The following is a 20424-nucleotide window of genomic DNA, read 5'->3' as shown; positions in this document are numbered from 1 at the left end:
TCGACCTGATCGACGACCGACAGTTTAAAAGCCAGCGTGTAATCCCGCTGACTGCGCCTTTTGCCTGAATCCATTGTGTCCTCCTGAAAATAGGTCAGAAGGTGTAAACCTTATTCAGGACGGGACATTGCTCACAAAAAAGGCGGCTACCTTGCGGTAGTCGCCTTTTTCGTTGTCGCTGCTGGCGTTTAGTTGGCCAGTTTGTACGCGATCACATAGTCGCCCATTTTGGTTCCCAGGGAGCCGTGACCACCGACCACCAGCAGTACGTACTGCTGGCCATTCTTGCCGGTGTAGGTCATGGGGGTGGCTTGGCCGCCGGCCGGCAGGCGTGATTTCCACAGTTCCTTGCCGGTGTTGACGTCGTAGGCGCGCAGGTACTGGTCCAGGGTGCCGCTGAGGAAGCCCACGCCACCGGCGGTGACGATCGAGCCGCCCATGCTTGGCACGCCGATGGGCAGGCCGATTGGCAGTGGCGAGCTGTCGCGGCTGGTGCCGTTCTTGCGTTTCCACACCACTTTGCCGGTGGTCAGGTCGATACCGGCCACGTAGCCCCAGGCCGGTGCCTGGCACGGTACGCCGATCGGCGACATGAACGGGTGCATGATCACCGCGTAAGGTGCGCCCGTGTTGGGTTGCACGCCAGCGGTTTCGCTCTCGCGCTTGCTGCCTTCCGCCACTTGGGCGCGGGGCACCATTTTCGAGACGAAGGCCATGTAGTTCGGGCTGGTGAACAGCATCTGGCGCACCGGGTCAACGGAGACGCCGCCCCAGTTGAACACACCGACGTTACCCGGATAGATCAGGCTGCCTTGTTCCGACGGCGGGGTGTACTGACCGTCGTAACGCAGTTCCTTGAACTGGATGCGGCACAGCATCTGGTCGAACGGGCTGGCGCCCCACATGGCTTTTTCAGTCAGGTCCGGAGCCAACAGGTTCAGGTCCGAGCGCGCCTGGGTCGGGGCGGTACGGTCGCCAGGCACCGCGCCTTGTGGCGCCGCGACCTCGCGAATCGGCACGATCGGCGTGCCGTCGCGACGGTCGAGCACGTACAGGCTGCCCTGTTTGGTCGGTGCGATCAGCGCCGGCTTGATGCCGTCGGCGGTCTTCATGTCCAGCAGGGTCGGCTGGCTGCCGACGTCCATGTCCCACAGGTCGTGGTGGGTGAACTGATAGTTCCAGCGCACCTTGCCGCTGGACAGGTCCAACGCGACGATGCCAGCGCTGAATTTCTCGGCGCCCGGGGTACGGTCGGCGCCCCATTGGTCAGGGGTCTGGTTGCCCAGTGGCAGGTAGACCATGCCCAGCTTCTCATCGACGCTGGCCAGGGACCACATGTTGGCCGAGTTGCGGCTGTAGTGCTCGCCCGCCGGCAAAGGCTCGGTGGCGTCTGGCTTGTCGCTGTCCCAGTTCCACACCAGGTGACCGTCACGCACGTCAAAGGCGCGGATCACACCGGAGGGCTCGTTGGTCGACTCGTTGTCGGTGACGTGGCCACCCATGATCACCAGGTCGCGAGTGATCGCGGCAGGCGAGGTGGAGTAGTAGCCGCCCGGGGTGAACGGGCCGATGCCCTGGGTCAGGTCAACCACGCCTTGATTGCCGAAGCCTTCGCAGAGTTTGCCGGTGTCGGCGTTCAGGGCGATCAGACGTGCATCGGCGGTCGGCAGGTACAGGCGACGCGGGCAGGCCTGGGCAACGGCCTTGCCGGCTTCGGAGATGACGGCGGCCGAGGTATCCGCTTTGGCGTAGGCATTCTCGTCGTAGTAGGAAACGCCACGGCAGGTCATGTGGGCGAAGCCCTTGAAACCCACCGGGCTCTTGATCTGCGGGTCGAAGCGCCAGATTTCCTTGCCGGTATCCGGGTCCAGTGCCAGCACCTTGCTGTGGGCGGTGCAGGCATAGAGCATGCCGTTGGCCTTGAGCGGGGTGTTCTCGTTGGTCAGCTCCACCGGGTCACCGGCGGTCGGCAGGTCGCCAGTGCGGATGCGCCAGGCTTCCTGCAGCTGGCCAACGTTGTCCGGGGTGATCTGCTTGAGTGGCGAGTAGCGGTCGCCGAATTCGGTACGGCCATAGGCCTGCCAGTCGCCATCGGGCATTTGCGGTGCGGTACTGCTCATGTCGGCGCTGTCGCGACCCAATTCACCGAGGATTTCACCGGGGTGAGTGAACTGGCTGGCCAGGGCCGTGGCCCCCGCCAGCACCACGGCCACGCTCAGCGCGCCGGTGCCCAGCGGTGCAGCGCCGTTGCGCAGCAGCGGGCGGCGGAACCATGGCAGCAGCATCACTACGCCGAGGGCGAACCACAGTGACAGGCGCGGCACCAGTTGCCACCAGTCCAGGCCCACTTCCCACAGCGACCACGCGGTACTGGCCAGCAGCACCAGTGCGTACAGGCCCAGGGTAGCGCGATGGCCGGCCAGCAACAGAATGCCGGTCAGTACCAGGCCGATGCCGGCCAGCAGGTAGTACAGCGAGCCGCCGAGCAGGCTCAGCTTGATCCCCCCGGCCAGCAAGGCCAGGCCCATGAGTAGCAGCACAATGCCGAGCAGGCTCGGCATCAGGCGGCTTGGACTTGAAGCACCTTCAGTGCTCATAGTGCGATTCTCCGTGACGTTTCAAGTAGTCCCGCGCCTGTTCACTGTAGATGACGAACAGGCGTGGGCAGGGTTCGGTTACTGCGGGGTTAGAAGGACGACTGCACCTTGATCCCGCCGATCAGCGCGTCGTCGACCTCATTCACGCCACCCGGGTGGCGGATGTATTGCAGGTTCGGGCGCACGGTCAGCCAGTTGGTGACATGCACGCCGTAATAGAGCTCGGCGCTGTATTCGGTGTCTTGCGGCGGCAGATACGTCGGGTCGTCGTAGTCGAAGGCAGCGTGGGCCTGGTTGCTCGCCTCGGCGTTCTTGCGGTAGGCCGGGTTGACGTGGACCCGGGCGATGGCTGCGCCGATATCGTCCTTGGCACGGGCATCGAACAGGCCTTTGTAGACGACGCCGGCCTGGACGTAGTTATCGATGGCGTTGGTTTTCTTGTCGTGCATCGTGCCGTTGGCGAACACGCTCAGGCCGCGCGAGTGGTCGCTGGCAACGCTGGTCAATTGCTGCTGGATGCCCAGCCACATGCCGTGCTTGCTCGATGCGCTGCGGTACGCCTCGCCACTCAAGGCCGCGGGCTGGCCGTTGCTGTCCTTGTAGACATCGCTGGCGCTGGCGCTGCTGTAGTAGTAACCGGCACGGTATTCGCCCGGCAGGTCATTGAGTGTCGGCGTCCATACCAGCTCCACCGGCACGACGGTGCCCTGGGTGCCGCTGCCGCTGAGCTTGAAGCCGTTGTCCTTGTCCAGGTTCGAGGGGTTCTGCTCATAGGCCCCGATTTGCGCGTACAGCTCGGGTGTCAGGTGATACTTGACCCGCAGTGCCCATTGGCTGACCGGCCAGTTGTACCAGATGCCTCCAGCCCAGTTGCCGACCTGGGAGCCACAGAACGCCAGGTTCTGGAAGTCGCAGGGGAAGCTGTTGAAATCTTCGCCTTCACCAAAGCGGCCGGCCTTGATGTCGAGTTTTTCATCGAGGAATTTCTGCTGGTACCACATCTGCGTCAGGCGCGTGGTCTGGCCACGCCCCCAGACTTCCTGGGCCGAGGTGAAGCCACCGACCCGTGGATCGTTGATCCGGTCGTTGCTGATGTTGTTGCCGCTGCGCTTGGTGATGGTCAGTTGAAACTCGGCATCGTTCCAGCCGAGGATCTTTTGCAGGTCCAGGTGGCTGCCGAAGGCGAACTGGTCGCTGTAGCGCGCGGTGCGGTCCTGGTCGTAGCCGCCGTGCAGGTTACTGCCCATTTCGCCGGTGTAGTCGATTTTGAAGTCGTAACCTTGTTCCGCCAGTTCGCTGCGTGTGCCGTTCCAGTCACCGAGCATCCACGGTGACTCGCTATCGAAGGCCGGGGCGGCATGGGTGCAGGTGGCGAGGCCCAGGGCGGTAAGACCACTGAGCAGGCTCAGGGCATTTCGGCGGGCAATCGCTGTTGAGACAGCGCTGTCTCGTAAGGTCTGAAGGTCAGGCATAAAGAAGAAATTCGGGTCTTTTTCTATAGGAGAGAGCTGAACGCGCAAGGGGGTGAAACGATTGGGAGAAACGTTTCAGCTTGAGGGCGCAAGGATAATGATCTGTTACAAATAGAGAAAGGGCTTTTCTCGACATGAATCCTTTCGGATTCGGTAACAGTCAGCCGGGGGGGAAACTTCGCCTAGAGTTAAGGCTGTGCCGCACAGAATCCTTCCACCGCGGGGCCCCCTCGGCTAAGGTGCGCGCCTTCCTTACTTTCTTTGTGCAAAGGCCCGGCATGACCGAACACAACACCAACCCGCTGCACGGCGTGACGCTTGAGCAGATTCTCAATGCGCTGGTCCAACACTACGAGTGGTCGGGGTTGGCCGAGCGTATCGATATTCGTTGTTTCAAGAGCGATCCCAGCATCAAGTCGAGCCTGACCTTCCTGCGCAAGACACCATGGGCCCGCGAGAAAGTCGAAAAGCTCTACGTGAAACTGATGCGCACCAAACGTCCGCTCTAAGGAAAATCGATGCCTGTCGAGTTGACTCGAGGCTCCCCCGCCCAGAGCGGTTTGATCCGTCTGGTTGCTGTGCTGGGCTGGCTGGGCCTGAGCATTCAGATGTACCTGGTGTTGTACGGGCGCTGGAGCGTCGAGGCCAGCTTGCTGGGCGGGCTGGTGAGTTACTTCAGTTTCTTCACGGTGCTGACCAACACCCTGGCGGCGGCGGTGCTGACCTGTGCCGTGACCTCGCGGCAGTCCAGAGGCCGGCGCTGGCTGTTGCAGCCCTGGGTCAGTAGTGGCATCGCCGTGAGCATTGCCGTGGTCGGCCTGGCCTACAACCTGTTGCTGCGGCACTTGTGGCACCCGCAGGGTTGGCAGTTCGTGGCTGACGAATTGCTGCACGACATCATGCCGCTGGTGTTTTTGCTGTACTGGTGGCGCTGCGTGCCCAAGGGCACCTTGTACCTGGGGCACATCGGGTTGTGGGTGATCTACCCGCTGCTGTACTTCGCCTATGTCTTGCTGCGCGGGCACTCGCTGGGGTGGTACCCGTATCCCTTCATCGACGTCGACACGCTGGGGTATGCCCAGGTGTTCATCAATGCCGGTGGGGTATTGCTGGGGTTTGTGTTGATGGCGCTGCTGGTGGTGGGGCTGGATCGCTGGGGCGGGCGACGGAGTATGGCTCAAGGCCGGTAGTGCCGCCGATGCCGCCCGGCCCGCGCCCACCCTCAATCAAGCTTGCTCGCCACAGGGGTAAGTGTTCGCTATTCCTCTGTGTGGCGAGAGCAAGCCATGCAATCAAGACCGTTAGCGGGAGCGCGCTGGCGACGATCAGGTTTCGTCGCTGTCTCCCAGCCGCCAGTAGCCGACGGCTTTGATCTGTTGTTCGTCCAGGCCATGCTCATCGAGCAGTACCCGGCGAATCTGCCGCGAGGCTTTGCTTTCCGTGGCGACCCAAGCATACAGATTGCCCTTGGGCAGTTGCAGTTGTTTGACCATGGCCAGCAGGTTGTCCTTGCCAGCTTCACGCAGCACCCAGATGACATTGACCTGGGCTGAGCTTTTCAGGGCTTGCTGCTCGGCAGCATTTTCTACCTCGACCACTACCAGCGCGCATCGGTTGGCGGCCAAGCCTTCCAGGCGCCGGGCGATGGCGGGCAGGGCGGTTTCGTCACCGATCAGCACGTAGCTGTCGAAGATGTCCGGGACCACCATCGAGCCTCGCGGCCCTCCGATGTGCAGGCACTGGCCGGGTTTGGCCTGCGCCGCCCATGTCGCGGCAGGGCCGTCGCCGTGCAGGACGAAGTCGATGTCCAGTTCCAGGGTGTCCAGGTCATAACGGCGGGGCGTGTAGTCGCGCATCGCAGGCATCGGCCCGTTGTCCTTGCCGGCGCCCAGCACCAGAGTTTCCAGCGCGGCTTGCTCCGCGGCGGTTTGCGGGAAAAACAGTTTGACGTGGTCGTCGGTTCCCTGGCTGACAAAGCCCGCCAGTTCCGGCCCGCCGAGGGTGATGCGGCGCATGCGCGGGGTCAGGTCGACCACCCGCAGCACATGCAGGCGGCGACGTTTGAGTTCGTGGCTGACGCGGTGAATGGTGCTGGCAATCAGTTCGCTCATTCGGCGTGCTCCTGAGGGCCGTCAACGATGGCCTTGGCAGTATTGTTGAGCAGGTCACGTACCCGCAGGATTTCTGCCGGGCTCCAGCGCCCGTGATGCATCTGCAGGGCATGGCGCAGGTTGTGCACCGCTTCGTGGATCTCGGCGGGGCGGTCGTGGCCGCGCAATGAGCGCTTGCTCACCTCGATGCGCATGCGCACGCCGTCCAGGGCAACGGCCTGTTCGCTCAATGACAGGCGCCCGGCCTCGGTGATGGCGTAGCGTTTTTTTCCGCCAGCGGCATCGCCCAGGATCATTTCGCTTTCTTCAAGGAAGGTCAGGGTCGGGTAGATCACCCCGGGGCTGGGGCTGTACGCACCGTCGAACATGCCCTCGATCTGGCGGATCAGGTCGTAGCCGTGGCACGGCTGTTCGGCGATCAGCGCCAACAGCAACAATTTCAGATCGCCAGGAGCGAAGACCCTAGGGCCGCGTCCGCCCCGTTCACGGCCGGGACCAGGGCGTTTTTCGAAGCCGTCGCGGCCTTCAAGGTGTTCACGGTGGACATGATGGTCGCTCATTTTTCTTTCTCTCGTCGTATTTAGATATAACTTAAGATATATCTTTATAGAAAATCAAGAGAACAGGACCAACGGTGCGTGGCGAGCGCACCCTTGCGCGCTGAAGTCAAATGAGGGCCATAGGCCGAAGTGTCGTCCGTGTCAGTGGCGGTGATTGCATTTCCAGGTCATCCAATGATCAAGAATGGAATGGCCAGACCAGGCAAGGGCGTGGGTGAACAAAAGTTCAAGTACAGGCGTAATGCTGTTCAGTTCAGCGAGCGTCGACCTTTGTAGGAGCAGCCGGTCTCATCGCCTTAACTGAACAGCATTGCAACGACAGGCGGGTTTTCCGGGGGGGTCGGAAAGATCGAAGAGTAAAGAGTGCAAAATACATGACTACCGCCCTCGAACCGGTTTCGATTCGAGGCGGTGTTTTTGTCTGCTCAGGGCTTGGCACTGGCCATCGTTGGCTGACACTGTGTATTGCTTCCCGGTTGCAGGTAAGGGTTGAGAATGGGTGCCATCCCCTTGAGCACCTGCACCGGCAGTGCCGAGGTGAACTTGAAGTCCTGGGCCGATGCACCCGGGACGTAGGCGGTCAGGGTGCCGAAGTGGTGGTCGCCGATGTAGAACACAAAGGTCGCCGTGCGGTTGATCGCCTTGGAGCTGAGAATCCGCCCGCCAGAGCCGACGGCTTCGATGCGGTTGTCGCCGGTGCCGGTCTTGCCGCCCATGGCCAGCGGTGTGCCGTCAGCCAGCTTGAAACTGCCCGCCACGCGTCTTGCCGTACCGGCGTCGACCACTTGCGAGAGCGCATCGCGCAGGGCGGTCGCGACTTCCGAGGGCATGACTCGCTTGCCCTTGTCAGGGTCGTTGATCAATCTGGTTTCATAGGGTGTGTCGACGGCGAAATGCAGGGTGTCGATACGCAAGGTTGGCATGCGTACGCCATCGTTGAGAATGGTCCCGACCAACTCAGCCAGAGCGGCGGGACGGTCGCCGGAACTGCCAATGGCCGTGGCCAGTGACGGCACCAGGTGATCGAAGGGGTAACCCACTTGTTGCCAGCGCTGGTGGATGTCCAGGAACGCTTCGATCTCCAGCATGGTGCGGATACGGCTGTCGCGAGCGCTTTTGTGCCGGCTCTTGAACAGCCAGCTGTAAACCTCCTGGCGCTCGAATTGGCTGGCTTTGACGATCTGGCTGAACTTGGCGTCGGGGTTGTCGATCAGGTAGCCAATCAGCCACAGGTCCAGTGGGTGAACCTTGGCGATGAAGCCTTGGTCGGGCAAGTCATAGGAGCCGGGGCCATAGCTGTTGTAGAGCCGTTCCAGGCGTTCGTCGGTGAGACTTTCCTTGGTCTTGGCGGTTTTCAGGTGGGAGCGCACGAAGCTGTTGAAACTCTCCTGAGTGGCTTCGGGCAGCAGGTAGCGGTGCACGGCGGCCAAGCGAATCGGGGTCGGGTGCATGCTGTCCAGGAAGGTATCAAGGCGAGCCTGGGTATCCTTTTTCTGGTACTTCTTCCAGAACTTGAGCAGGAACGAAGTGCCCTCGCGGTCGGCGAACTGGGCCAGGTATTCCTGGCGCCGCGGGTTCACGTCATCCTTGAGCAACTGGCCGCTGTTGTCAGGCCCCGAATAGGTGGTGTAACGCACCAGGTCGCGCATCAGCCGGATAAAGGGCAGGTTGATCGACTCGCGAAGCGCATCGCGCAGGGTCGGCAGGCGGCCGTTGTCCTCTTTGCGGAAGTTGTGGAAGGTGTGCAATCCGCCCCCTGTGAAAAAGGCTTCGCCGGGGCTGGCCGAGTATTTGCGGTCCAGCGCGGCGCTGAGCATTAGCGGCAGGCTGCGGTCGGTGTTCTGGATCAGGTAGTCGACGGCCCAACGGCTCAGCCGGTCCTGCTCGGCGACTTCGACCGTTTTCAGTTCGGCCGGGGTCTTGGTTGCGTAACGGTCATGCAGCTCGGCCATGATTTGCAGGTAAGTGGTCAGCACGCGCAGCTTGGCGGTGGACCCCAGTTCCAGTTTGCTGCCTTCGTTGATGTCGAAGGGCTGGTCGGTGCTATCGGTCTGCACCCGCACCCGCGATCCGTCGGGGGTCAGTTCCAGCAAGGTAAAGCTGTAGCGCACTTGTGCGGTGCTGGTGGGGGTGAGCAGGCGTTCGCCGAACAGGCCGATTTCGGCGGCAAAGGTCGGGTCGGCGAGGCGCTTGAGGTAGGCGCTTGCCTGGGTTTGCAGATCGCCCTGCAAGGTGCTGGTGGCGGACAGATCGAGACGGTCCAGGTCATACAGCGGGCGGTTGAGTATCGAGGCCAGGCGACTGCGCGCAACGCTGATGCCTTTGTTGGTTTCAATCGGCTGGATGGTCGGTTGTTGCAACCAGTCACGGTAGCTCACCTTGCTGGCGAGCGCCGCGGTGGTCAGCGCGCTGTCGATCACGCCGTTCTGGGCCAGCAGGCGGATATGGCTATCGGTGAGGTCTGCCAATTCTTCTCGCCCCTTGGTCAGGTAGTACGATGGCCGGCGCTGGGCGATCATCAACGACAACACCTGACGCAGGGCCAGACCGCGTTGCGCCAGGCCTGCCGAGTCAGCGGCATCGCTGGCCAGGGCCTGGTTGACTTGATTGAAGTCGGCGCCGTACCAGACCCGCAATCCTTCGGCCATGCCATGCACTTCGCCATGGCCAGGCACGGCCGACAATGGCACGCTGTTGAGGTAGTCGCGCACGATGTTCTGCCGGGCTACCAGGGTCTGCGGGCCACCTTGATAGGCGCGCACGCTGGCGGAAATCATCTGGCGGATTTTTTCGCCGCCCGACACGGTCAGGCCGTCAGGCGAGTGGCGGTATTTTTCCAGCTGGGTGGCCAGGGTACTGCCGCCGGCTGTCTGGCCGGGCAAGTGAAGCATTTTGGCAACCTGCGACCAGGCGGCCTTGGCAAAGCGCGGCCAGTCTACGGCGGGGTTGGCCTTGGGCTGTTTAGGGTCCAGCAGTTCACGGTTTTCGATGAACAGCAGGCTATGGGTCACCAGCGGCGGGATCGTCGCGAAGCTCGAGTACAACTGTTGCGGGTACTTGAATTGATAGAGCGGGGCAGCGGTGCAATCGGTGATCGACAAGCCGGCCTGGATTTTCTCGGCATAGGGCACGAAAAAGCCGTTGAGGCTGTACTTGAGCAACTGGGGTGAAAAGCGGGTTTGCGCGGTTATCACGTAGTCACGCTTGAGCAGGCGGGGCAAAAACTCGCCCAGGGCGCTGTAGCCCAGGCGTTTGTCGAAAGGGCCGGCACCGGGGTAGAGAATCGAGTTGCTGGGGCCTGGCTGCATCGAATAACTCAACGAGGCTGCAAACCGGCTGAACTCGCGAGCCTGGAACCTGGAGGTGCGGACCTCCTTTTCGATGGCAAAGCCGAGCACGATCAGAATGATCACCAGCAATAGCCAGAATGACCCCCAGGCATAATGGCGGCGGGGTGATTTTTTCGGCGGTAAAGGCGCTTCGTCCACGCTGTCAGTTGGCACCACAGTTTTACTCGAATCGGTTTGCCACAAAGCGCCCATAGTCGACTGATCCATTCACGCAGATTTATCGGACTTGCCTGAAGCTTAGACGCTGGTTGGCGCGGGTGAAAAATTTGTGAAGGGATAAAGTGTGATGGCAGGTATTGGCCTCTGCGTGGTCAGCGAGCTTACTCGCGCTGGACGGCGCAGCCGTCCCGATACAGCCATTGAAGCGTGCCAGGTAATCCGCATTCAGCTGCATTGCGGTGGTTGCGCCACCGAGCGGGAGCAAGCTCCCTCGCCACGGGGGTAAGTGCTGCCTGAAAGTAGTGAGCCTGAGCCACAGGGATAGTCCTAGCCTGAAAGTACTGAGATAGAGCCATCAATCTGGTAAATACGGCCTAGGTAGGGGCATGACGTTGCACCATGGCTGTGCAATACTCGGCGCCGCTTTGCTGGCGAGTTAATGCCAGTTTCCAGGTAATGCACCTCCGTAAATGCCGCTTTCGCCGAGATTTCTTTCTGAATATTGGTTTTTATTGAGTGAAAACACCTGTTGATGGCTCTTTATACTGCACGTCCCGCTGATCTTGCAGGATTTGTCCTACAAGAAGGCTCTGCTCACGAAGTGGATCCGGTATCACGGCGCACAGGCTTACCGGTCTGTACGTCGACGCTCGGTGGTCATATCCAATAACAAGACGAGGATGTCCCCCTATGCCTGTTGGCAATCACCAGCCCCACGGCGAGACCGCTCAAGGCGGCCCGCTCAAACGCGAACTCGGCGAACGGCATATTCGCTTGATGGCGCTCGGCGCCTGTATCGGTGTCGGCCTGTTCCTCGGTTCGGCCAAGGCCATTGAGATGGCGGGCCCGGCAATCATGCTGTCTTACATCATCGGCGGTCTGGCGATCCTGGTGATCATGCGCGCCCTGGGCGAGATGGCGGTGCACAACCCGGTGGCGGGTTCGTTCAGTCGTTACGCCCAAGACTACCTTGGCCCGTTGGCGGGCTTTCTCACCGGCTGGAACTACTGGTTCCTGTGGCTGGTGACCTGCGTCGCGGAAATTACCGCGGTGGCGGTGTACATGGGCATCTGGTTCCCCGATGTGCCGCGCTGGATCTGGGCGTTGGCGGCGTTGGTGAGCATGGGTTCGATCAACCTGATCGCCGTGAAGGCGTTCGGTGAGTTCGAGTTCTGGTTCGCCCTGATCAAGATTGTCACCATTATCGCCATGGTGCTTGGCGGTATCGGCATCATCGCCTTCGGCTTCGGCAACGACGGCGTCGCGCTGGGGATTTCCAACCTGTGGGCCCACGGTGGCTTCATGCCTAATGGTGTGCAGGGCGTGCTGATGTCCCTGCAAATGGTGATGTTCGCCTACCTGGGTGTGGAGATGATCGGCCTGACCGCCGGTGAAGCGAAGAACCCGCAGAAGACCATCCCGAATGCGATCGGCTCGGTGTTCTGGCGCATTCTGCTGTTCTACGTTGGCGCGCTGTTCGTGATCCTGTCGATCTACCCATGGAACGAAATCGGCACCCAGGGCAGCCCGTTCGTGATGACCTTTGAACGCCTGGGCATCAAGACCGCTGCCGGCATCATCAACTTCGTGGTGATCACGGCCGCACTGTCGTCCTGCAATGGCGGTATCTTCAGCACCGGGCGCATGCTCTACAGCCTGGCGCAAAATGGCCAGGCCCCGGCCGGTTTCGCCAAGACCTCGAGCAACGGCGTACCTCGTCGTGCCTTGCTGCTGTCGATCGGCGCACTGCTGCTGGGTGTGCTGCTGAACTACCTGGTGCCGGAAAAAGTCTTTGTCTGGGTCACTGCCATCGCGACCTTCGGTGCGATCTGGACCTGGGTCATGATCCTGCTGGCACAACTCAAGTTCCGCCAGGGCCTGAGCCCGTCCGAGCGTGCCGCCCTCAAGTACCGCATGTGGCTGTACCCGGTAAGTTCCTACCTGGCGCTGGCGTTCCTGGTGCTGGTAGTCGGCCTGATGGCGTACTTCCCGGACACCCGCATCGCGCTGTACGTAGGGCCTGCGTTCCTGGTGCTGCTGACCGTGCTGTTCTATGCGTTCAAGCTGCAACCCACGAACCTGTCGCAAGGTGCAGTGCGCTCGGCTTCCTGAGTCGCTGACACGCTGTCCTGACCTGTTTCGCCCAAACGCCCGGTGCACTGCATCGGGCGTTTTTGTTTGCAACGAAGGGATGTCCGCCGGTCTGTTTGCCGCCGGGAAAGTAGACAAGCCGGGAAGCAGTGCCAAGCTGGATGAACTATCCGGTGCCGGCAGGCAGGTTGGAAACCAACGTCATGCTCAGAACGCCTGCGTTTCGCGGCTTTTCCAGGTTCGCTTCCATTGGCCTGCTCAATACGCTGATTCACTGGACGGTTTTTTTCGTCCTGTACGGGCTGCTGGGGCTGCGCCAGGCACCCAGTAATCTGGCGGCTTTTTGCCTGGCGGTGACGTTCTCTTTTTACGCCAATGCCCGATACACCTTTCAGCGCCGGGCAACCCTCCCGCGTTATCTACTGTTTGTGACCTTCATGGGGGCGCTGAGCTTTGGCGTGGGCTACGGCGCGGACCACTGGCGGTTGCCCGGGCTGCTGACCCTGATGGTGTTTTCGGCCATCAGCCTGGTCTGCGGTTTTCTCTTTTCCAGGTTCCTGGTCTTTCGGGAGCCCGAGGCATGAAAATCTCGTTGATCGTCCCGGTGTTCAACGAGGAGCAGGCGATCAACCTGTTCTATCAGGCCGTTCGTCAGCAATTGGTACTGGCCGATGGCGTGGTCGAGATCGTGTTTATCAACGACGGCAGTTCGGACCGCACCGCGGAGCATGCCAAAGCGCTCGCGCTGGCGGACGAGCATGTGTTGCTGATCAACTTCTCGCGTAACTTCGGCAAGGAACCGGCGCTGTTTGCCGGGTTGGAATACGCCACTGGTGATGCGGTGATTCCAATGGATGTGGACCTGCAGGACCCCATCAGTGTGATCCCCTTGTTGATAGCCGAATGGAAGAAGGGGGCGGATGTGGTGCTCGCCAAACGTCACGGGCGCGCCGCCGACAGTTATCTGAGACGCCACAGTGCGGCGTTGTTCTATCATCTGCTGAACCGGATTGCGTACACCCGGATTGAAGAGAACGTCGGCGATTTTCGCCTGATGGACCGCAAGGTGGTGAACGTGATCCGTACGCTGCCGGAGCACCGATTGTTCATGAAGGGAATCTTGTCGTGGGCGGGGTTCAACACGGTGGTGGTCGAGTATGAACGGGCCGGGCGTGTGGCGGGGACCACCAAGTTCAACTTCTGGAAGTTGTGGAACCTGGCACTGGAAGGCATTACCTCGTTCAGTACCGTCCCGTTGCAGTTGTGGACCTACGTGGGCAGTGCGGTTTCCCTGTTCGCCCTGGTCTATGCGCTGTACATGGTTCTGGACAAGATTTTCTTTGGCAACAGCGTGCCCGGCTACCCGTCGCTGATGACCGCTATTCTGTTTCTGGGCGGTGTTCAGCTGATTGGCATTGGCATATTGGGTGAGTACATCGGCCGGATTTATATCGAATCCAAGCATCGTCCGCGTTATGTGATCAAGGACATTGTCGGCCGCCCGGGCAACGTGAGCCCTGCGGAGCGTCAGTGAGGTCCGGGCCAGGACAGGAGCGCGAATGAACGTGGCCAACATTGCGAACAAGGAACTGCCCTGGCGTGATGTGTTGGCGTTCTTTGTGTTGGCTGCGTTTATGTACATCTTGCCGTTGATCCTGGCGGACTATTACTACATCGACGACAACTGGCGATCATTGTCCGCCGGTACGGCCTGGGCAGAACAGGGCCGCTGGGTGGCCGAGTTGTTCTACCGCGGCCTGACGTTTTCCTCGGGTGCTCCCCATGTCTTCCCGTTGCCCCTGCTGATAGCCGTCATTGCCATTGCCCTGGCCATGACTCGCCTGACATTTCACTACTACCCCCGGCCCACGTTGTCGTGCTGCCTGGTGGTACTGCCGCTCTGGTACAACCCGTTTTTTCTACAGAACCTGTCCTATCAATACGATGGTCCGACCATGGCGTTGAGCCTGGTGGCCATGGTCTACGCCATTACCGTTAGTGCGAAATCGGTGCTGTGGCGGGTGTTGGTTCCTGGCGTCCTGGTCACCCTTGGCATGGGGTTTTATCAGCTCAGCATCAACGTGTTCCTGGGGCTGTGCTGCATAGAACTGGTCAGGGCGGCCAGTGAAGGCCGCTCATGGCAGGACATTCGTGGGTTGTGCCTGATGAAGGGCGCACAGTTGATCTGTGGGGTGTTTTTTTACTCTGTGACGACGCATCAGTCGATCATTGCCGAGCGCTTGCCGATGCAGTCCCTGAGCGCCAACGGACTCGTTCAGGTGGGCGTGAATATCAACACCGTGGCGGACAAGGTTGTGCTGTTGTTCGAGGGTGGCAATCGCGGGTGGCTGTGGGCGGTGCTGCTGTGTGCGGCGCTCGGCGCGGTGCAGGTCACGGTTGCGTTGTGCAAGCGACCAGACCGCCTGTGGCGCAAGGGATGTCTGGGCCTGCTGTGCCTGCTGACACTGCCGCTGCTGCTATTGCTGGTGTGTGGTGCAACGCTGTTGTTCAGGGACTTCAATGAAGGCGCCAGGACCCTGTTGGGCTTTGGTGTCTTGTGGGTGTTTGTCTACTACTTGAGCCGGCGCGGGCTGGAGGCTGTCGACTCACGGCTGGGGTTGTTGCTGGCCATTCCCTTGCTCAGCATGTTGGTACTGTCCTTTGCCTACGGGCGAGTACTGACGGTGCAGAAGGAGTTCGCCACCAGTGCGCTGTTTTCACTGGGCCATGACATCGCTTCCAACCGCCCGTTGCGCGAGGCCAAGCGCATCTACATGGCGATCAATTATTCCGACCGTTGGCTGGCGAAGGCGAGCGGATCATTCAAGGTCATGCCGGTGCTGGGGTACATCCTGAATGTCGACTTCTACATGTTGGCCGAGAACCTGCCCAGGGTCGGCATCAACAATGTGTTTCCCGAGAAGGAGCGACTCAACGCGACCCTCGTGGGATACCAAGGGTTCGCGCCGGTGGTCGACAGCCAGTTTTACAATATGTATCTGGTGGGCGATTACGGCTTCATTGTCATGAAGGAACCGCCACGTCCGTAAACGCGTCCATCAGCACCACGATGCAGTCCCAGGCCTGATAACGATTGATCTGCGGTACCAGCCGGCGGAAGTGCTCCGACTGGCAATGGGCATCCAGGGCGGCCTGATTCGGCCATTGTTCGATGAAGATGAAATGCCCAGGGTCTTTCTGATCGACGAACAGATCGTAGGCGATGCAATCCGCTTCCTGACGGGTTTTCTCCACCAGTTCGGCGTACCACGGGCGGACGGTTTCGAGGTGTTCGGGTTTGATGAAGTCCTGGGCAATCACTTTGAGCATGGGTTCTTCCTTGATGCTGGGCCCGTCCTCTGGGAGGACGGGCGTTGGGTGAGGTTTCAGGCCGCCACGTCATTGGCCTCGAAGCTGTCGGCCCGTGCCATTTGCCACATCCGCGAATAGAACTCGCCGTTCACTTCGCCAGTGAGCAACTCACCGGGTTTGAGGAACACGTGCAGCTGGGAAAACAGTTTGATCTCGGTGGCGGACATACGTCGCACCAGGTGCTTGGCTGACAATTGCGAGGGGTGTTCGAGCCCGGCGGCGGCGAGCATTTCGGCCAGTGCCTTGAGGGTGCTGCGGTGGAAGTTGAAGACCCGCTCGGCCTTGTCCGGTACCACCAGGGCGCGCTGGCGCAGGGTGTCCTGGGTGGCGACACCGGTTGGGCATTTGTTGGTGTGGCAGCTTTGCGACTGAATGCAGCCGATGGCGAACATGAAGCCACGGGCTGAGTTGGCCCAGTCGGCGCCGATGGCCAGGACGCTGGCAATGTCGAAGGCGCTGACGATCTTGCCGCTGGCACCGAGCTTGATCTTGTCCCGCAGGTTCAGGCCCACCAGGGTGTTGTGCACGAACAGCAGGCCTTCGCGCATCGGCACGCCGATGTGGTCGGTGAACTCCACCGGTGCGGCGCCCGTGCCGCCCTCCTTGCCGTCGACCACGATGAAGTCCGGCAGGATGCCGGTTTCCAGCATGGCCTTGGCGATGCCCATGAACTCCCACGGGTGGCCCAGGCAGAACTTGAAGCCCACCGGTTTGCCGCCGGAGAGTTCACGCAGTTGCTGGATGAAGTGCATCATTTCGATCGGCGTAGAAAACGCGCTGTGGCGCGACGGTGATACGCAGTCCTGACCCATGGGGACGCCACGGGTGTCGGAGATTTCCCGGGTGACCTTGTGCTTGGGCAGGATGCCGCCGTGGCCGGGCTTGGCGCCTTGGCTCATCTTGATTTCGATCATCCGCACTTGCGGGTCCTGTGCCTGGGCGGCGAAGCGCTCCGGGTCGAAACGTCCGTCGGCGGTGCGGCAGCCGAAATAGCCGCTGCCCAATTCCCAGGTCAGGTCGCCGCCGTGTTCGCGGTGATAGGGGCTAATGCTGCCTTCACCGGTGTCATGGGCGAAGTTGCCGAGTTTGGCGCCCTGGTTCAATGCCCGAATGGCGTTGGCGCTCAGCGAGCCGAAACTCATCGCCGAGATGTTGAACAGCGACGCCGAGTACGGCTGGCGGCACTGCGGGCCGCCGACGGTCACCCGGAAACCGCTAGGGTCGCTCAGGGGCGCGGGGCGCATGGAGTGGCCAATGAACTCGAAACCGGACTGGTACACATCGACCAGCGTGCCGAAAGGTTTGTCGGCACTTTCATTTTTGGCGCGCGAGTAGACCAGTGAACGCTGGGCCCGGGAGAAGGGCAGGGCGTCGCTGTCGGATTCGAGCAAGTACTGGCGGATTTCCGGGCGAATGCCTTCCACCAGGTAGCGGATATTGCCCAGGATCGGGTAGTTGCGGCGCACCGCGTGGGGGCTTTGCAACAGGTCGAAGATACCCAGCAGGCTCAGCAGGCCGGTGACGATGGAGATCGGCCACACCCAGTCGTGTTCAAGAAACGGCAGGCTGGCGAGGGTGAAGATCACGCAGAGGGCAAAGAAGGCGTAGCGGCTCAGGAGTGACAGGCTCATACGGGTTCCTTGGGTTCGGAATCATCAGGTTTCGTCAGGCATTTTGTGCCTGGAGAAAGATCGAAAACAGCTCGGACTGGGATTTGATCCCCAGCTTGCTGTAGATGTGTTTCTTATGGACTTTCACGGTTTCAGCGGAGATTTCCAGCTTACGGGCGATTTCCTTGCTGGAGCAACCGCTGAGCATCCAGCGGCCGACATCCAGTTCCCGGGCCGTCAGTTGTGCGCCCTTGATCTGTTTGAGCGAGTCTTCGAGACGGATGCGCCAGTCACCCTGGCGGGCCGTTGGATCAGGGACCGATGCCGCTGCGGATTCGTAGGGCAGGCGCTGGCGCAGCAGGCTCAGGACCCATGGCTGGATCAGCGACAGCAGGGCAATCTGCTCGCTGCCAAAGCGCTGTTTGCTGCCCAGGGAAAGGCACAGCGTGCGGTCTCCCTCCAGCTGGCAATTGAACTGGATTTCATCGGCCACCACATTCAAGCGGAAGTAGCGCTGGTAGTACTCGGTCAGTTCGAAGTGCTCCGGCGCTACTTCGGCCAAGCGATAGAGGCCGGTGCGCGATTGCTCGCGGCAGGCGATGTAGAACGGGTCCAGCAGGAACAACCCCATGAGGTAGTCCTGAAACAGCGGGTCGGGGCGGCCGTCCTCGCTTGGGCATTCGGCGAAGACCCGGGGGCGTTGGTCGCCGTCGTACAACAGCACCACCCAGCTGTCGAAGCTCACGTACTGATCCAGCAAGCGCAGCAGTTGAGTCCAGAAGTTGGGCTTGTCCAGAGCGTCGATCAGTTGCCCGATCGAGCGGTGCCAGGCGATGTCTTCCAGCGATTGATTCATTGAGCGTTCCCTATCGGGTTACCCCGGCCAGGCGACATACTGGCTCACCCGGACTGTCCGGGCAATCTCGCTGCCGGCAGACGGGGCGTGACGCAGACGCGGCGCGCATGTGATCCTTGGCGTTTTTCTCTAGGGCCATCGTTGATCCATGACGCTTTCATCTTCTGCTTCGCCTCGCATTATCCGCATCGCCGCTGCCCTGCTGATCGGCCCCGACGGCCGAACCCTACTGGTGCGCAAGCGCGGTACCCAGGCCTTTATGCAGCCGGGCGGCAAGATTGAAGCCCATGAGTTGCCCGTGAATGCCCTGGCCCGTGAACTGGAGGAAGAGTTGGGGTTGGTGATCAATCCGGCGCACGCCAGGTTCCTGGGACAGTTTTCAGCCCCCGCGGCCAACGAGCCGGGATTCATCGTACAAGCCGACATCTTCCAGCTGGCTGTCGACGTGCCGGTGTCCCCGGCCGCGGAGATCGAAGAGGTGATCTGGATCGATCCTGCCGGCGACGGCGAAGTGGTCCTGGCGCCATTGACAAGGGACCTGATCCTGCCGTTTTATCGCAGTTCTCTGCAGGCTTCGGCCTGATCGCTCACGGACAAGGATTGCGCCATGATTGCCACCCACGACCTGTTGATTTTCGCTGCGGCTTCCCTGCTGCTGGTGCTGACGCCCGGGCCGAACATGATCTACCTGATCTCCCGTTCGATCTGTCAGGGGCGCAAGGCCGGCGTGACGTCGTTGCTGGGGGTGGTGGCGGGATTTTTCGTGCACTTGTTCGCGGCGGCGGCAGGTTTGACCGCAGTGTTCCTGGCGGTGCCGATGGCCTACGAAGCGCTCAAGTGGGCAGGTGCGCTGTACTTGCTGTGGATGGCCTGGCAGGCGGTCAAGCCGGGAGCACGTTCGCCGTTCGAAGCCCGGCAACTGCCACCGGACTCGTCGCGCAAACTGATGCTCATGGGCTTTTTGACCAGCGCGCTGAACCCGAAAATCGCAGTGTTCTATCTCTCGGTCTTCCCGCAGTTCATCAACCCTGAAAACGGCTCGATCTTCTTCCAGAGCATCGCCCTGGGCCTGACCCAGATCAGCGTGAGCTTTACCGTGAACCTGTTGATCGCCCTGTTCGCGGCGGGCATCGCCTCCTGGTTCGTCAACAACCCGACCTGGCTGGCGGTGCAGCGTTACTTCATGGGCTTCGTGCTGGCGGGCCTGGCGGTACGGCTGTTGTCCGAGCCGCGGCGGATGGTCTGAAGCTGCAAGCTTTAAGCTTGCGGCTGCTTCTAACGTACCGCACTCACCCCATCCAGGGTCGAGAACGAGGTGTCTTTGGCCGTCAGCAAGAAGTCGCGCATGTACGGCGCGTCGAGCATGTCGGCGCGGATGCCGGCGTACAGCGTGGCAAACAGACCTTTCTCACCCAGCCGCTTGGCCTTCACATAGCCACGTGAGCTGTATTCATGCAGTGCCCAATGGGGCATGCCGCAGACGCCACGGCCGCTGGCCACCAGTTGCATCATCATCACGGTCAGTTCCGAGGTGCGCACTTGCGCCGGCTCGATGTCGGCTGGCTCCAGGAAGCGGGTGAAGATGTCCAGCCGGTCACGCTCTACCGGATAGGTGATCAGGGTTTCAGTGAGCAGGTCTTCGGGCACGATGTAGGGCTTGTTCGCCAGCCGATGCTGGTTGGCCACCGCGAGCATCGCTTCGTAGGTGAACAGAGGTACGTAGGTGATCCCGGTCAGCTCCAGCGGGTCGGACGTCACCACCAGGTCCAGGTCGCCACGGGCCAGGGCAGGCAGCGGGGCGAAGGAAAAACCGGAGGCCAGGTCCAGTTCGACTTCCGGCCAGGCATCGCGGAACTGGTCGATGGTCGGCATCAGCCACTGGAAGCAACTGTGGCATTCGATCGCCATGTGCAGCCGTCCGGCGGTGCCGCCCGCCAGGCGCGCGATGTCGCGCTCGGCGCCACGCAGCAGCGGCAGGGTGGCGTCGGCCAGTTGCAGCAGGCGCAGGCCGGCGCTGGTGAAGCGCACCGGCTTGGTTTTGCGCACGAACAACGGCATGCCCATGCGCTCTTCCAGCTCCTTGAACTGGTGGGACAGGGCTGACTGGGTCAGGTGCAGGCGTTCGGCGGCTTCGACCAGGCTATCGGCTTCGCGCAAGGCGTGCAGGGTCTTCAGGTGACGGATTTCGAGCACCGTGGCCTCCATGAGTAAATTTTGTGATCAACACGAAAAGGTTGAGTTTGTCT

The 20424-nt window shown here is 61.1% G+C and carries 17 protein-coding genes; 8 read left to right on the top strand and 9 right to left on the bottom strand.

Annotated elements, in window-relative coordinates; translation table 11 throughout:
• Positions 1-188: 188 nt before the first annotated feature.
• Both CKW29_RS05275 and CKW29_RS05270 read right to left on the bottom strand, forming a co-directional pair.
• A complete protein-coding gene (locus tag CKW29_RS05275) occupies positions 189-2597 on the bottom strand; it encodes a glucose/quinate/shikimate family membrane-bound PQQ-dependent dehydrogenase (RefSeq protein ID WP_095148016.1) in 2409 nt (802 codons plus the stop codon).
• A gap of 89 nt (positions 2598-2686) precedes the next feature.
• The gene (locus tag CKW29_RS05270) at positions 2687-4069 is read right to left on the bottom strand and encodes a carbohydrate porin (protein WP_095145137.1); all 1383 of its coding nucleotides are present in this window, start codon (positions 4067-4069) and stop codon (positions 2687-2689) included.
• 278 nt (positions 4070-4347) lie between these two features.
• Between CKW29_RS05270 and CKW29_RS05265 the strand changes: the two genes are divergently transcribed.
• On the top strand, positions 4348-4578 hold the full coding sequence (locus CKW29_RS05265; protein WP_095079985.1) for a VF530 family DNA-binding protein: 231 nt from the start codon (positions 4348-4350) through the stop codon (positions 4576-4578).
• A 9-nt stretch (positions 4579-4587) separates the two neighbouring features.
• Positions 4588-5259 (top strand): Pr6Pr family membrane protein, encoded by a 672-nt coding sequence (locus CKW29_RS05260; RefSeq protein ID WP_095145138.1) that lies wholly within the window; start codon positions 4588-4590, stop codon positions 5257-5259.
• A 135-nt stretch (positions 5260-5394) separates the two neighbouring features.
• Here CKW29_RS05260 and CKW29_RS05255 read toward each other — a convergent pair whose 3' ends face one another.
• The 3 genes from CKW29_RS05255 to CKW29_RS05245 form a co-directional block, all read right to left on the bottom strand.
• Positions 5395-6180, bottom strand: coding sequence for a siderophore-interacting protein (locus CKW29_RS05255; RefSeq protein ID WP_095148015.1), 786 nt, complete (start codon positions 6178-6180; stop codon positions 5395-5397).
• The gene (locus tag CKW29_RS05250; RefSeq protein WP_095145140.1) at positions 6177-6740 is read right to left on the bottom strand and encodes a PadR family transcriptional regulator; all 564 of its coding nucleotides are present in this window, start codon (positions 6738-6740) and stop codon (positions 6177-6179) included. Before CKW29_RS05250 ends, CKW29_RS05255 begins: the two co-directional genes overlap by 4 nt.
• Positions 6741-7165: 425 nt before the next feature.
• Positions 7166-10282 (bottom strand): transglycosylase domain-containing protein, encoded by a 3117-nt coding sequence (locus CKW29_RS05245; protein WP_095145141.1) that lies wholly within the window; start codon positions 10280-10282, stop codon positions 7166-7168.
• A 657-nt stretch (positions 10283-10939) separates the two neighbouring features.
• On the opposite strand from CKW29_RS05245, the gene CKW29_RS05240 reads away from it, so the two are divergent.
• The 4 genes from CKW29_RS05240 to CKW29_RS05225 all read left to right on the top strand — a co-directional run bounded on the left by CKW29_RS05240 (position 10940) and on the right by CKW29_RS05225 (position 15390).
• Positions 10940-12361, top strand: coding sequence for an amino acid permease (locus tag CKW29_RS05240; protein WP_095145142.1), 1422 nt, complete (start codon positions 10940-10942; stop codon positions 12359-12361).
• 182 nt (positions 12362-12543) lie between these two features.
• Positions 12544-12924: a GtrA family protein gene (locus tag CKW29_RS05235; RefSeq protein WP_095145337.1), complete on the top strand. Its 381-nt coding sequence runs from the start codon at positions 12544-12546 to the stop codon at positions 12922-12924.
• Positions 12921-13874 carry a glycosyltransferase family 2 protein gene (locus CKW29_RS05230; RefSeq protein ID WP_095145143.1) on the top strand — a complete coding sequence of 318 codons (954 nt, stop codon included), beginning with the start codon at positions 12921-12923 and terminating at the stop codon, positions 13872-13874. The genes CKW29_RS05235 and CKW29_RS05230 overlap by 4 nt, the downstream gene beginning before the upstream one ends.
• A 25-nt stretch (positions 13875-13899) precedes the next feature.
• On the top strand, positions 13900-15390 hold the full coding sequence (locus CKW29_RS05225; RefSeq protein ID WP_095145144.1) for a glucosyltransferase domain-containing protein: 1491 nt from the start codon (positions 13900-13902) through the stop codon (positions 15388-15390).
• Here the strand turns inward: CKW29_RS05225 and CKW29_RS05220 are convergent.
• The 3 genes from CKW29_RS05220 to CKW29_RS05210 are packed head-to-tail and all read right to left on the bottom strand — an operon-like array spanning position 15365 to position 18178.
• Positions 15365-15670 (bottom strand): putative quinol monooxygenase, encoded by a 306-nt coding sequence (locus tag CKW29_RS05220; RefSeq protein ID WP_095148014.1) that lies wholly within the window; start codon positions 15668-15670, stop codon positions 15365-15367. The two genes, CKW29_RS05225 and CKW29_RS05220, sit on opposite strands and share 26 nt — an antisense overlap.
• A 56-nt stretch (positions 15671-15726) precedes the next feature.
• Positions 15727-17343 carry an FMN-binding glutamate synthase family protein gene (locus CKW29_RS05215; protein ID WP_095145146.1) on the bottom strand — a complete coding sequence of 539 codons (1617 nt, stop codon included), beginning with the start codon at positions 17341-17343 and terminating at the stop codon, positions 15727-15729.
• A gap of 34 nt (positions 17344-17377) precedes the next feature.
• On the bottom strand, positions 17378-18178 hold the full coding sequence (locus CKW29_RS05210) for a helix-turn-helix transcriptional regulator (RefSeq protein WP_095145147.1): 801 nt from the start codon (positions 18176-18178) through the stop codon (positions 17378-17380).
• Between the two features lie 148 nt (positions 18179-18326).
• On the opposite strand from CKW29_RS05210, the gene CKW29_RS05205 reads away from it, so the two are divergent.
• Both CKW29_RS05205 and CKW29_RS05200 read left to right on the top strand, forming a co-directional pair.
• Entirely contained in the window at positions 18327-18761 is a 435-nt protein-coding gene (locus CKW29_RS05205; protein ID WP_095145148.1) for an NUDIX domain-containing protein, read from the top strand.
• 24 nt (positions 18762-18785) lie between these two features.
• Complete coding sequence (locus CKW29_RS05200) at positions 18786-19424, top strand: LysE family translocator (protein ID WP_095145149.1); 639 nt, start codon at positions 18786-18788, stop codon at positions 19422-19424.
• 29 nt (positions 19425-19453) lie between these two features.
• Here the strand turns inward: CKW29_RS05200 and metR are convergent, their stop codons facing one another.
• Positions 19454-20371 carry a transcriptional regulator MetR gene (gene metR / locus CKW29_RS05195; RefSeq protein WP_095145150.1) on the bottom strand — a complete coding sequence of 306 codons (918 nt, stop codon included), beginning with the start codon at positions 20369-20371 and terminating at the stop codon, positions 19454-19456.
• Positions 20372-20424: the final 53 nt, after the last annotated feature.

It is taken from the genome of Pseudomonas sp. Irchel s3a18 (assembly GCF_900187535.1).
In the GTDB taxonomy this organism is placed as follows: domain Bacteria; phylum Pseudomonadota; class Gammaproteobacteria; order Pseudomonadales; family Pseudomonadaceae; genus Aquipseudomonas.
Note: the sequence above shows the minus strand (reverse complement) of the source record. Positions and strands in the feature narration are given on the sequence as shown.